Below are 13,138 nucleotides of genomic sequence, written 5' to 3'. Positions count from 1 at the left end.
CCTCGCGGGGCGAAACTTCGGTGATGATCCGAACCGGCCCTATCAGGCCTGACGGAATCGTCTAAGCCCGAAGTTTCTACCATCTACGAGTATCGCCTTGGGCCGTTTTGATGCCCGGCGCGAGGTAGTGCCACTCGATGCTTCGCTCCTTCAACACAGCGATGATCTGCTCTTCGCTGAACCTGCTCCGCTTCATTCGTCCGTCTCCTTGTCAGGGCCGGACTCTACTTATCATTGGAGGAAATCTAGGGGCTCAGACCACGTCGTCGACTACTCGCTTTTGCGAGCCGGAACTCGCTTTCCCACCCAAGTTCTTAGTGCCCGAAAGCGGTCGCGCCGGATTGGCTAATCTGCAATACGAACAGGGGCTTCCAATGCCTCGTCGGCGGCGTTCGCATTTGACTGCCCGTGCGATCTTTCACGGATCAATTGCACCGGGCCGATCAAGCCCGAGGGCACGAGTGGATCATCTGCGGCAAAAAAGTCCTGAGTGGTAAAGGTTCTCCGCGAGCCGGGGGGCAGAGGTTGATTGTCGCTATACCATTTGACCATGGTGTTCTTAGGCCAGCGTTCAGCCTTCACAAAACCACTCGTATCTTCGAGCATTTCATCCCCAATCAGGCGGTTCACCCAGAGATTGGCAACCTCAATTTCAAGCGTGTTTTCGCCGCGCATGACGGCCGCTGTAATGTCCAGCTGGTTGGGTGACGTCCACACGGTGCCGATATCGCGGCCGTTCAATTTAACACTGGCAGTTACCTCGACCTGTCCGAGATCGAGCAGGATGCGCTCGCCCTCGGTCATTTTGCCTGACCAGTTGAATGTGTGGCGATATGTCGCCTTGCCCGAAAAGTGCTTGATCTCGGGATCCTCGGACGTGCGAAGATCGAACAATGTGTCGGTCTTGATCGTGGCCTTTCCGCTGTAGAGCGGATCGAATGCAATCGCCCATGGCCCGGTAAGGTCTTGCGCACGGAACCGCGTTACCGGCACCGGTTGCTTGAAGGTGTATTTGGGGTCGAATGCGAGGAAGGCGGATTCGCCAGCCATAAGCCTGATGGTCACCGCAGTCGTGCCGTTCGTTTGCAACTGTGAGGCCATTGGACGGGTGGTGCCCGTCACGGGGTCCCACAATTCGGGAGCATGTCCGCGCGCAGCAAAGGCTAAGTCGTAATACTGGTCCTCCTCGCCCAAATTAAGAAGGAAGAAGAAATCCGTTCCACCCACGCGCCGCTGAGTGAACAAGGGAAGTGCATAATCGGAAGTGATCCTAGGAGACAGCCCTTGCTGAGCAAAGACATGTTTGGCGTCATCACCTTGATGGGCTAGCGCAACTGCGACCCCCGCTGCGCGGGCTTCCTCCATCCGGGCAAGCGCTGCGTCGCTGGGGAAACGATTTTGCGGCCACCAGATCATCCCGTAGCTTTGTCCGGTTGGTACAACGAGTTTGCCATCAACAAATTGCGAGCGCTTCAGCAGCGTCTCTTCGTTGAGGCAATCGAATTCTACGCCTTTGGGAAGACGATCTGTCATGCTGTTCTTCTCAGGGCATCCAACAGGGCTGTCTGCGCCTACATAAAGGGCAATATCGACCACCGGCACGCCTTGACGCAGCAAGTAGTGCCCCCGCGCCATATATTCGAACCACGCCTTGCCGCCCTGATCCCACCACGGTTGGGTGCGGTCAAAATGCGAGCCATAGCGGTTCATGGTCATGCCCGGCATGACATGGGTGTTGGCCTGATGCGCGAAGCGGTGAAACATGAACTGGTTGATCCCGTTGACCCACGCCCTATCCCCCCATTTCTTCGCAAGCGCAGGCGAGAAATGCCAATTGATGGATTCGAACGCCGTGAAGGCTTCGGCGGCGATCATTTTCTTTCCGTAAAGCCGGCCAGCAGAGACTGCATCGTTAAGCTGCGCGACCTCGCGACCCATCCAGAATTCGCCGGTGGGGACCGATGCGGTGGAACCGATATCAACGTCGTCATACGGCCCCATGCCATAGGGCTGGACGTAGCTTTCCAAGCCTTGGCTTTCCATCATGTCGGCAAACACGCCGTAATAATTGTTGCGGATCAGATCAGCATTGAAGGAGCGTATTTCAGCCAACATGTCCCGGGTGTCCTTCGCGCTGGAGACAAGCCGCCCGGTATAGATGGGTAACCATGGAACAATTGATTGACCGAACTTTTCTGCAAAAAGCTCTTCGTACCCAGCAGTCCAATTCTGGCCGCCGACCTCGTAGCTGTCGATCATCACACCGTTTGTCGCGTTGGGCGCGACAGCTCTCGCGCGGTCGAGCACTGGCCCGATAAAGCCGTCATAATGCGCTTTGAAAGCGGCAGGCGCGAATTTGTCGACTTCGAAACCAGTCCCTTCGGGGGACGCAATGACATTGGTCGCGCCGGTTGAGGTGTAACCGAAGCGCAAGACCGTCCAATCGCCAGAGGGGAGAGTGGCATTCAGCTTGCCCGTATCATCCAGAGAAGCCGAAAGGTCGATGATCTGCGCCGGATCGATAAGCGCTTCGGACGCGCTATCCAGCTTGTCGGGCAATTGCGTGCCGGAACCCTGCGCCATGCTGGTGTGCAAGGTCACATCGGGAATACGCGGAACCGCCGACAATGTAAGCTCGCCAAACTCGATCTCCGCCGGGGTGGTGACTCGGAAATAGCGCGCTGTGGCAGGGGCAAATGCATCATCGACCATCCATTCAAACTTGCCGATACGGCGCGTTTTGAAAGCCTTCACATTCTCCCACGTCACTCCGTCATCCGATTTTTCGAGGCTCGCCGCGAGCCCTCTGCTCGGGGAGTTTTCCAGCAGCAGGCTTCGGACTGTGACGGCTTTGTCGTAGGCGAATTTCACCCAGCCCGGCTGTTCTTCGCTGGCAGGCAGAATGGCTTGGGTTTCGCGATTACCGTCAGTGACCAGATCGACTGAAAATGCTGGATCAGACGCAGAGATGGTAGGGCTCAATTTTGCATCAAGCTTCTCAGTTGCGAGGGCCGGATAGGCAATTACCGCCACATCTTCGTACAATCCTGCACGTGATACTGGCTGCTGCAGCTGCACATTCACGGGACCGCCCTCGACGATCGTTTCGCTCCAGACAATCCGCTTCATAGATTGCTCGGGTGTAATCCACGGCCCGCCGCTGGATGACCAGCCGTCCGCGTTGTGAAAATTAAACAGCAGGCCCAGCCGTTCACACTCTGCCGCGACATGCGCGATCAGGTCCAGATGCTCGGGCGAGTTGAAACGCACCGTCCCATGCGGAATGCCCTGAGTAACGTGAAACAGCACGATGCCGCCGACCCCTGCATCGGCCATTGCCTCTAGATCTTTGGTAATGCCCTCGCGGCTCATATTGCCGCTCATCACGTGAAACCATGTCCACGGACGGGCATCGGGCGGAGGGGACTGGAACTCCGCTTTTAGCTCTTGGATCGACGGGTTCGCAAATGCGTTTGTAGTGGCTGTAGCGCCGGCAATCGCCAGTGCGAGCTGGATAAATCCTGCTTTGAGACCGAAGCTCCAATTTGCGATGTCAAAGTTCACTGACCTTCTCCCCCGTGAACATGCTCGATGATGTCTATCGCGCTACAATAGGGCATAAACAATCACAAGCAATCAATTGTGATCGCATATTTGGCTCTCTTGGCGCAGTGGAATTTCAGATTCTTTATAGATGAAGGGCCGGCGCCCACATCGTCAATCATCTGTTGCCGAAGGGCGGCTTTCAATGCTGCTGGAGCCAATACCGGACTGTCAGCTTCCGGCCCAGTTTCTGCCGCGCAATTTACGGGCGGGTATCTACCTGGTTCTAAAGTTCGGTGGCTTTCCGGTCGGCAGTTTCCAGACGCAGGTCGGCAGCCGTCAAGCTGCCTCTGCAAACTTCCCGACCTTGATATCGTCCTCATGCGCCCGCGCTTGTGCGAGCTCATAGGCTGTCTGCATCCGCAGCAGAGTATCGGCCTTGATCCCGAAGGCCTTCTCAAAGCGGATCGCCATATCAGCAGAGAGGCTGGCATTGCCATTAAGCAGCGTGCTCAGCGCCTGCCGCGAGACACCGAAGTGTGTCGCAAGATCAGTCACGCTGACGCCGACAGGCTCGACAATTTCGCTCTTGAGCCAGTCACCGACATGGATGGCAAGCGACGAGTGCGTTTTAAGCGCCATGATAATCCTCCAGATCCATATCGACCAGCGCGCCTTCTTCATTCACTTTGAAGGTCAAGCGCCAGTTGCGTATTACAGTCATAGACCAAGTGCCTTTCCGGTCTGCAGTAAGTTCGTGGAGGCCGAAGTTTGGTGGTACGAACAGCTCATCCATACTTTCAGCGGCATCGATAAAGGCAAGCATCTTGCGCAGCCTGGCGACATCACCCACTAAGCCCTTAGCATTGCCAGTTTCGAAGAAGCGGCGCAGGCCTTTGTGCCTAATGGATTTGATTTCCATGGGGTCGTGCTAACCATTAAGCTTTGTTTTGTCAAGCGTCGCGCGACGCACGACAGAATTCTTTCAGCTGGAATCGGACCCGGTCGACACTCAAAAATGGGTCGCCGAAGAAAGCATTTGCGGGCCTCGGAATGTGGCTTTCTCAGAAGCCCACAGAAAGGCCCGCAAAAATTGAAGGCCGGGATGGTCCGGGACTAACAGAGATTCGAACGATGGAGACCGATAGACATTGAAAGAGAACGGAAAAGACGAGCCGAGACAATAGTTTGGAGAACCAATGTGAGTCCTCAAAAATTGTCATTTTCTCATTATATTTCAGTAGCTTAAGTCAATGGTGCCCAGAAGAGGACTCGAACCTCCACATCCTTGCGAATACATGCACCTGAAGCATGCGCGTCTACCAATTCCGCCATCTGGGCACCGGAGCAAGGCAGCCATGTAGCTGTCCTTGTGATAGGAGCGCGCCGATAGCGGGCAGGCAGGCGGCCTGTCAATGTATTTACGATTCTGCGTTTCACCGCATTCGGGCTTTCGGGAACTGTTGCGAGCCGCCGCACATTGCGGCATGGGGCTACCAATAATTCTGCGCCGGCTATGGCGTGTATCGAGAAGCGGATTTCGGACATGGCAAGTATGAACAATTTAGACGGCAAACTGGTCGTTATGGTCGGAGGCAGTGGCTATTTCGGCAGTCATATCGCTCAGGACTTATTGGCACGCGGAGCGCGGTTGCGCATAGCCAGCCGCAATCCGGAAAAAGGGTTCAATATCAAGCCATTGGCCGATTTAGGCCAACTGCAATTTGCGCGCTGCGATGTCACGAAGCCCGAAAGTGTGGCCGCCATTATGCAAGGGGCTGACCTGGTCGTGAATTTGGTCGGTGCGTTTGACGGCGATCTGATGGAACTGATCGGCAAAGGCGCGGGCAATGTCGCGGAAGCGGCCAAGGCCGCGGGTGCCAAGGCCATGGTCCATGTCAGTGCTATTGGGGCTGACGCAGAATCCGAGGCCGACTATGCGCGGGCCAAGGCTCTGGGCGAGAAGCTGGTTCATGATGCCTTCCCCAAGCCCGTCATTTTGCGCCCTTCAATTCTGTTCGGTGAGGAAGACGAATTCATTAACATGTTTGCCGGGATGGTCCGGATGTTACCAGCACTGCCGGTTTTCGGACCCGATGCACCATTGCAGATGATGTGGGTGGATGACGCGGCGGATGCGGTGGTTGCGGCGCTCGCAAACCCGGCCAAACATGGCGGAAAAATCTTCGAGATTGCCGGCCCTGAGCCGATCACGATGCTGGAATTGCACCAGAAAATCGCCGATGCGCAAGGGCGCGACCGTACTTTTATTAAAGTTCCTGACCCGATTTCCGGGATTTTTGCAGCCATGCCATTAACGCCGATGGGCCGCGATCAATGGATTTTGCTCAAAGCCGGAAATGTACCGTCGGGTGAGTATCCAGGCATGAAACAGCTGGGGCTAGAGCCCAAACCGCTGGACCTGTTTTTGGAACGATGGATGAAACGTTACCGCAAATATGGCCGGTTTACAGTAGCTGCCTAGACACAGGCTCAGGCTGTTTTACCGTCTGCCTCAGCGCCCAACGCTGGAGTGACATCGACGACGATAGGCTCAACCGTCAGGATCGGGCCCTTCGTTGCAGTGATCAACATACGCGTTCCAACAGGGCTGTCGGGCCCGCGGCCAATCCACTCGCTGTCGCCAACTTTAACCCGGCCTTCCCCGCCATCAATTGCCTGGGTGACAACTGCGCTCTCGCCAATCATTCGGCCACCGCGGTTGTTGAGCAAGGGGTCATCGCTGACGATCGGCTTATCGCGCAAGAACCGTTTGGCAGAATATGCGGCGATCAGAGCAAGCGAGACAAAATTGACCACTTGAAACGGCACACCCCAGTCAAAAACAAAGGTAAGTGCACCCGTGGCAATAGCGGCCACAGCCAGCCAAATAAGATACACGCCCGGTACAACCAGCTCCAGCGCCGCCAAAGCAAGGCCTATTGCAAGCCAAACCCATGCCGCATCCAGGCCTTCAAAAATATCCATCGGCTTTGTCCCTTTTAGCTCTTATCCGAAGAACGAGGGACGCTCGCCCGCGGTTTGCTGCGCGGTATGGGGGTGCCGGAACCACGCGCTTGATCGCCAACCGCATCTTTCACCAATTCGCCAATACCGCCCAACGATCCGATCAACTGTGTCGCCTCAACCGGGAATAGGATTGTTTTAGCGTTCGGGCTTTCAGCAAATTTTCCGACTGCCTTGGTGTATTCCTGAGCGATAAAGTAATTGATCGCTTGGCTGCCGGAACTGGCGATAGCATCAGAAACCATCTGGGTCGCCTTCGCTTCTGCCTCGGCCGCCCGCTCACGCGCTTCAGCATCCCGGAAAGCAGCCTCACGCTCGCCTTCCGCCGTCAAAATGGCAGATTGCTTGTCGCCCTCTGCCCGAAGAATGTTCGATGCCCGATCGCCTTCGGCTTCCAGAATCTCCGCACGTTTCAAGCGCTCGGCCTTCATTTGCCGTGCCATTGCTTCGGAAATATCGATGGGTGGGCGGATATCTTTGATCTCCACCCGCGTAATTTTGATTCCCCAAGGCGATGTCGCCTGATCGACTACGGACAGCAAACGGGCGTTAATTTCATCCCGTTTGGAAAGTGTCTCATCAAGGTCCATGCTGCCCATGACGGTCCGCAGGTTGGTTGTCGTGAGCGCCATGATAGCGCCATAGAGATTGCTGACTTCATACGCCGCCTTGCCAGCATCCAACACCTGGAAGAACACCACAGCATCAACGCCAACCATGGCGTTATCTTTCGTGATGATTTCCTGACCGGGAATGTCGAGCACTTGCTCCATCATGTTAATCTTATGACCAATCCGGTCGATAAAAGGCACAATGATATGCAAACCAGGCTCTGCCGACATGGTGTATTTGCCGAACCGTTCAACGGTATACACAAAGCCCTGTTTTACCACACGCACCGCCATCAGCAGGAACGCGACCAGCAAAACCAGCAACAAAATCAGAATGACGACGTCCATTATAGTATCCTCAGCGTGTGTTTCGCCCCGCACATAGGCGCGGCGGTGGTTCGGCGTTAAGCCCTGTAGACAGTACTACCTCGGCGCGGCGAAACTGCAAAGCGGTCAATCTAGGCAGTGGAGATCATCCCGCCATCGAGCACAATCGTTTGGCCGGTCATCCATGATGATGCATCGCTGGATAGGAAAATTGCGGTGCCGGCGATATCTTCCGGTTTGCCCATCCGGCCGCGCGGTATCTTGGTCAGCGTGAATTCCGTCATCGCGTCATTTTCGACAATCTGCTTGGTCATATTGCTGGGAAACAGGCCCGGCGCGATGGCGTTTACATTGATCCCGCTGCTAGCGAGATCAGCGCCCAGATGCTCGGTCAAATGGATGACCGCAGATTTACTCGCGGAATAGGCATAGGTTGGCATTCCCGAATTGCGGATGCCATTGATGGAGGCAATGTTAATCACGCGCGCGGGATTGTCTTTGCTGCCAGCAGCTTTCAGCAAAGGCAGAAATTTCTGGGTAGCGAAGAAGATGGATTTGATGTTGATATCCATCACCTTATCCCAGCCGCCTTCAGGAAAGTCTTCAATCGGCGCGCTCCAATTCGCGCCGGCATTGTTGATAAGAATATCAATCTTGTCTTCGTGCTTGCTAACCTCTGCGACAAAGGCCTCAATCCCCTCGACAGAAGCCATGTCGCCTTGGATCCCTATACATTCGCCAAATTCAGACAGCTCTTCCGCCATCGCGTGAAGGCGTTCGGCTTTTCGGGCGGTGATGTAGACTTTCGCACCATTTTCCAGCAGACCGCGCGCCATCATCGCGCCGATGCCGCTGGAACCGCCGGTTACTACTGCGACTTTGCCAGCAACATCAAAAAGAGTTTTCATTGTCATTCTATTTTCCAATCAATCCAGCCGGGTCCGGTCTGGGCCACCCGTTTTAAAAATTCAAAGCGCGCCTTGATACACAGCCAGCAGATCAGCCCATGCCTGTTCGGCGGGTGCTTCTGCATAGACAGGAGAATCCGGCACGGTCCAACCGTGGTCGCCAGCATAGACTTCTACTTTACTGCCAGATCCGGTCCGACTGATTACATCACTCAGAATGTCTTTTTCTTCTGGTGCCTTTGCGTCATCATTTTGGGCAATGGCAATGAGATAATGACCTTCTGTCCCGTCAATCAATGTGTGCGGGCTCATGGGATCATCAGCGATAACCAACCCGCCGCCATGGAAACTGGCGGCAGCTTTCACCCGGCCTGGAACGGCAGCGGCAGTCCACATCGCCAACGGACCGCCCATGCAGTAACCTTGGGTGCCGATCCCTTTGCTGCTATCCACTCCGCTCTGTTCATCAAGCCATTTCACGGCCGCCCGCGCATCATTCATGATCGCCTCAGGCGTATGTTTTTTGCGCATCTCGCGCGCTTTGGGCCAGCCTTCATTGCCCGCAAAATCGGCAAAATCTTCCCAGATTTGCCCCGCTTGATCACGGTAATAGGGATTGAGCACCAACACGGCATAGCCCCGCCCGGCAAGACGCCGCGCCATGTTCCGTTTCGCCTCGCGCAAACCTGCAATGTCAGGCCACAAAATCACTGCCGGATAAGGGCCACTGTCCGGAGCAACGAAAAAAGCATCCATTGTGCCGTCAGCGGTTTCAAAACTAACGCTGCTCTCACTCATCGCGGGTAAAGTGGTATCGTCATCCGCCCCTTCCGCGACGGGCGAACAGGCTGCCACCGCGGCCATCCCGCCCAACACGCCAAATTGCCGGCGGTTCAACCCCTCTTTGGCCCAGCGGGTAATTGCAGCTTCATCACACATCTGTTTTCTCCAATGCTCTATTTGGTGATCATGCTGCCCCCGCATCCAGACTGCAAGCGCTAAGCGTAAGATTGCGCGCGGGCTTCTGCTTGGTTACGCAGCGCCAAACCTACATTCCTGCCAATTATATCGAAAGCTCGCCCATGACTGATCAAATTCGCGTAGAGACCGCAAACCGCGTCACCACCGTCACGATCAATCGGCCCGACAAAAAGAACGCTATCAACCAGGCCATGTATGCCGCGATGGCCGACGCACTGATCGAATACGGCACCGATGATAGCATCCGCGCATTGGTGATCACGGGTGCAGGCGACTACTTCACTTCTGGAAATGATCTGGCGGATTTTTCGACCGGCAGTCAAAGCGACGAATTGCCTCCCGTTGCGCGCTTCCTGGATACGATCCAAACATGCGAAAAACCGGTAATAGGCGCGGTCAACGGCCCTGCCATCGGGGTCGGGCTGACCATGTTGCTTCATTGCGATCTCGTCTATGCCGCACAGCCAGCCACATTTGCGGCACCATTCGTTAGCCTAAGCTTGGTTCCGGAGGCGGCATCATCAATGCTACTTCCGGCTGCCGTTGGCATGGCGGTAGCCAATGATGTGTTCCTGACTGGGCGTGCTCTCACCGCAGAGGAAGCGTTGCAATTCGGTTTGGTGGCGCGGGTATTTTCCGCAGCTGAATTCAAAACAAAAACCCAGGAGTTGGCGTTGGCCGTCGCCAATTCAGCGCCGTCTGCGATGAAACGGTCCAAAGAACTGATCCGTCACAACCGCGCAGCAGTGACCGCGCATATGCACACCGAAAGCCAATATTTCCGCGAGCAATTGCTGTCGCCTGATTTTGCCGAAAGCGTCGCAGCCAAAATGCAGAAACGCCCGGCGGTGTTTAAGTGACGGCGAAATGACCCCATAGACTCGGCTACAAAACTTCGGCACACAGGTTTCAAAGGGCGACTGAATACAGCGCCTGAGACGGTAAAGTACTTGGGAGAGGGTACCTGATGAAAAGAGTCGCACTGGCCGCAGTGGCGCTGCTAACTGCCACCGCTACACTGACATCCTGCAAAGAAGCCATGAGCGAAAGCGGCATCAATGCTGAACGTCTGCTTGGCGCGCAAACCGATAATGCCAATTGGCTGACATACGGGCGCAATTACGAAGAACAACGCTTCAGCCCGTTGTCCGATATCAATACCGACAATGTCGGCGAACTGGGTCTGGCATGGTCCGCTGATATGGATACGGCGCGCGGTCAGGAAGCGACCCCGCTAGTCATTGACGGGATCATGTATTTCACCACCGCATGGAGCAAAGTGAAGGCCTATAACGCCGTGACTGGTGAAGAATTATGGACCTATGATCCGGAAGTTCCCGGTGAAACAGCGGTTAAGGCGTGCTGCGATGTCGTCAATCGCGGGCTTGCCACATGGGGCGATCATTTGTTCCTCGGAACGCTTGATGGGCGCCTCGTCAAGCTGGAGCGGGACACTGGCACGGTCGTATGGGAAAAAGTCACTGTTGATCAGGATAAGAGCTACACCGTAACCGGCGCGCCGCGTGTAATCGACGGCAAAGTGCTGATCGGCAATGGCGGCGCGGAATTTGGCGTGCGCGGTTATTTCGCCGCCTATGATGCCGGCAGCGGTGACGAATTATGGCGGTTCTACACTGTACCAGCGGGTGACGAGGATGAAAGCTCTCCCGAATATCTTCAGAAAGCGGCAGAGACATGGTCCGGCGATGTGTTGGGCAGTGAAAGCGGCATTGGCGGCGGCGGCACCGTGTGGGACGCGATGGCCTATGACCCCGAACTGGATCTGCTCTATATCGGTGTAGGCAATGGCAGCCCGTGGAACCGTTCATATCGGAGCCCCGGCGAAGATGGCACAGGCGAAGGGGATAATCTGTACCTGTCCAGCATTGTTGCAGTCCGCCCTGAAACCGGTGAATATGTCTGGCATTACCAGACTACACCGGGCGAAACATGGGACTTCACGGCGACACAGCACATCATGCTCGCCGATCTGGAAATTGAAGGCACGCAGCGTAAAGTGCTGATGCAAGCGCCCAAAAACGGCTTCTTCTACGTACTCGACCGCGAAACAGGCGAGTTCATCAGCGGTGATCCCTATGTGCCGGTGAACTGGGCAACCGGCATTGATGAAAATGGCCGGCCGATTGAAAATCCCGAAACACGGATTGATAAAACCGGCAAGCCTGCACTGGTCGCGCCGGGCGCATTGGGTGGTCACAACTGGCACCCGATGGCATTCCACCCCGATGAAGGCTTGGTCTATATTCCAGCGATGGAAGCGGCGATGGTCTATGCCCCGGAAGCCGACTGGAAGCCTGATACCAATCGCGGCTTCAATGTCGGGTTTGATCTGGCCGCAGGCGATTTACCACCTGATGAGGGCTTCCGCCGTGAAGTGGCCGGAACGCTGACTGGCCGGCTGATAGCCTGGGATCCGGTTGCACAAAAACCGCGCTGGACTGTCGAGCATGAAGGCCCGTGGAATGGCGGCCTGCTGGCCACTGGCGGGGGTCTTGTATTCCAAGGCACTGCAGGCAGCGAATTCAACGCCTATAATGCCGCCACAGGCGACAAATTATGGAGCTTCGCCGCGCAAACAGGCGTTGTTGCCCCGCCCATCACGTACACCGTCGGTGGCGAGCAATATATTGCGGTTCTGGCCGGTTGGGGCGGCGCCTATGCCTTGTCTGTTGATGGCGATCTGATGAAACGCAAAGCACCCGTGCGCAATGTCAGCCGGATGCTGGTGTTCAAAATCGGCGGAACGGCAGAATTACCTGCTGAAGTCGAAGTAGCCCAAATTCCGCTCGATCCACCACCAAGCCGTGCCGCGGCAGACGTGATTGCGGCTGGCGGGAAAAGCTATGCCCGCTATTGCGCGGTATGCCATGCACCGGGCGCTGTGGGTTCGACTGTCTTACCCGATCTGCGCCGCAGCGGAACCCTAGACAACAAAGCCGCTTGGCAAAGCGTGGTGCATGATGGATTGCTGAAAGATCGCGGAATGGCCAGCTTCTCCGGCTCGCTCACGCCCGATCAGATCGACGCGATCCGCGAATGGGTAATCTTCCGCGCCAATCAAGACAAAGTGATGGCCAGCGAGCAGTAGGACTTGAGTTTTTTCGCTTCACTATACTGTAGGCAATCAAATCTCCCCTCCCCTTGAGAAGGGGAGATTTAGGCTGCTAGCCGGTGCTGTGCCGGAACATCCGTCCCGCGATAGGAAATGATCGTCTCGCCCTGCCACTCATAGGCGATGGCGTAAAAACCGGCGGCAAGTACGTCGTCTTTATCTAACTCGGCTAAAGCATCTGTAACAATTTCCGCTGTCCCAATTTTTCCGACATTTGAGAGGCCGCCGACATTCTGGCCATATCCTCGACTATAGGAGTCCAACGCGAGCAACGAAAGAAACACTTCACGGTTCATAACTCAACCTTCCGTCTAAAATCAGTACTACCAATACGGTGAGCGGCAGGCATCTCGCCTAAAGTTTGGTCGGGTTTGCGCTTTACCAGCGAACCCCTATGTCGATCCAACCACCCCAATCTCTGTTCAATACCACTCGTGACCGGATCATCGGTCATCTGCACGGTGATGCGTTTAAGGGTGGTGCCTGTCCCAAAGCTGGCCGCCAGATCATCCGGGTCCACTTGCGCCACGCTGGTGGGATCAGACAGATCGCCAAAGGTCACCAGCATCGGATAGGCGGAACGGTTTCTAATATGGCCGCGATTGCGA

Annotated in this window: 11 protein-coding genes, 1 tRNA gene and 1 pseudogene; 3 read left to right on the top strand and 10 right to left on the bottom strand. The window is 55.6% G+C overall.

Features of this window, described 5'->3' with window-relative positions; genetic code table 11:
* Positions 1 to 345 precede the first annotated feature (345 nt).
* From HKD42_RS12870 to HKD42_RS12855, 4 genes are all read right to left on the bottom strand, one after another.
* Positions 346 to 3,564 carry a glycosyl hydrolase gene (locus tag HKD42_RS12870; RefSeq protein WP_170014156.1) on the bottom strand — a complete coding sequence of 1,073 codons (3,219 nt, stop codon included), beginning with the start codon at positions 3,562 to 3,564 and terminating at the stop codon, positions 346 to 348.
* 318 nt (positions 3,565 to 3,882) lie between these two features.
* Positions 3,883 to 4,185 (bottom strand): HigA family addiction module antitoxin, encoded by a 303-nt coding sequence (locus HKD42_RS12865; RefSeq protein ID WP_170014154.1) that lies wholly within the window; start codon positions 4,183 to 4,185, stop codon positions 3,883 to 3,885.
* Positions 4,175 to 4,465: a type II toxin-antitoxin system RelE/ParE family toxin gene (locus HKD42_RS12860; protein ID WP_170014152.1), complete on the bottom strand. Its 291-nt coding sequence runs from the start codon at positions 4,463 to 4,465 to the stop codon at positions 4,175 to 4,177. The genes HKD42_RS12865 and HKD42_RS12860 overlap by 11 nt, the downstream gene beginning before the upstream one ends.
* A 332-nt stretch (positions 4,466 to 4,797) precedes the next feature.
* Positions 4,798 to 4,884: transfer RNA gene (locus tag HKD42_RS12855), tRNA-Leu, on the bottom strand.
* A 205-nt stretch (positions 4,885 to 5,089) separates the two neighbouring features.
* Here HKD42_RS12855 and HKD42_RS12850 point away from each other — a divergent pair.
* Entirely contained in the window at positions 5,090 to 6,028 is a 939-nt protein-coding gene (locus tag HKD42_RS12850; RefSeq protein WP_170014271.1) for an NAD-dependent epimerase/dehydratase family protein, read from the top strand.
* Between the two features lie 8 nt (positions 6,029 to 6,036).
* On the opposite strand, the gene HKD42_RS12845 is transcribed toward HKD42_RS12850, so the two are convergent.
* The 4 genes from HKD42_RS12845 to HKD42_RS12830 form a co-directional block, all read right to left on the bottom strand.
* Positions 6,037 to 6,531, bottom strand: a complete 495-nt coding sequence (locus tag HKD42_RS12845; RefSeq protein WP_211483630.1) for an NfeD family protein — start codon at positions 6,529 to 6,531, stop codon at positions 6,037 to 6,039.
* A gap of 14 nt (positions 6,532 to 6,545) precedes the next feature.
* Positions 6,546 to 7,529 (bottom strand): SPFH domain-containing protein, encoded by a 984-nt coding sequence (locus HKD42_RS12840; protein ID WP_170014150.1) that lies wholly within the window; start codon positions 7,527 to 7,529, stop codon positions 6,546 to 6,548.
* Positions 7,530 to 7,639: 110 nt separating this feature from the next.
* Positions 7,640 to 8,416, bottom strand: coding sequence for a glucose 1-dehydrogenase (locus HKD42_RS12835; protein WP_170014148.1), 777 nt, complete (start codon positions 8,414 to 8,416; stop codon positions 7,640 to 7,642).
* Positions 8,417 to 8,476: 60 nt separating this feature from the next.
* Positions 8,477 to 9,355 (bottom strand): dienelactone hydrolase family protein, encoded by an 879-nt coding sequence (locus HKD42_RS12830; protein WP_170014146.1) that lies wholly within the window; start codon positions 9,353 to 9,355, stop codon positions 8,477 to 8,479.
* 143 nt (positions 9,356 to 9,498) lie between these two features.
* On the opposite strand from HKD42_RS12830, the gene HKD42_RS12825 reads away from it, so the two are divergent.
* A complete protein-coding gene (locus tag HKD42_RS12825) occupies positions 9,499 to 10,257 on the top strand; it encodes an enoyl-CoA hydratase (protein WP_170014144.1) in 759 nt (252 codons plus the stop codon).
* Positions 10,258 to 10,364: 107 nt separating this feature from the next.
* Positions 10,365 to 12,506, top strand: coding sequence for a PQQ-dependent dehydrogenase, methanol/ethanol family (locus HKD42_RS12820; RefSeq protein WP_170014142.1), 2,142 nt, complete (start codon positions 10,365 to 10,367; stop codon positions 12,504 to 12,506).
* A gap of 68 nt (positions 12,507 to 12,574) precedes the next feature.
* Here HKD42_RS12820 and HKD42_RS12815 read toward each other — a convergent pair whose 3' ends face one another.
* Entirely contained in the window at positions 12,575 to 12,826 is a 252-nt protein-coding gene (locus HKD42_RS12815; protein ID WP_170014140.1) for a hypothetical protein, read from the bottom strand.
* Positions 12,823 to 13,138: pseudogene (locus tag HKD42_RS12810) on the bottom strand (hypothetical protein); the annotation flags it as partial. The gene HKD42_RS12815 and the pseudogene HKD42_RS12810, both read right to left, overlap by 4 nt.

It is taken from the genome of Pontixanthobacter rizhaonensis (genome assembly GCF_012972675.1).
Taxonomy (GTDB): domain Bacteria; phylum Pseudomonadota; class Alphaproteobacteria; order Sphingomonadales; family Sphingomonadaceae; genus Pontixanthobacter; species Pontixanthobacter rizhaonensis.
Note: the sequence above shows the minus strand (reverse complement) of the source record. Positions and strands in the feature narration are given on the sequence as shown.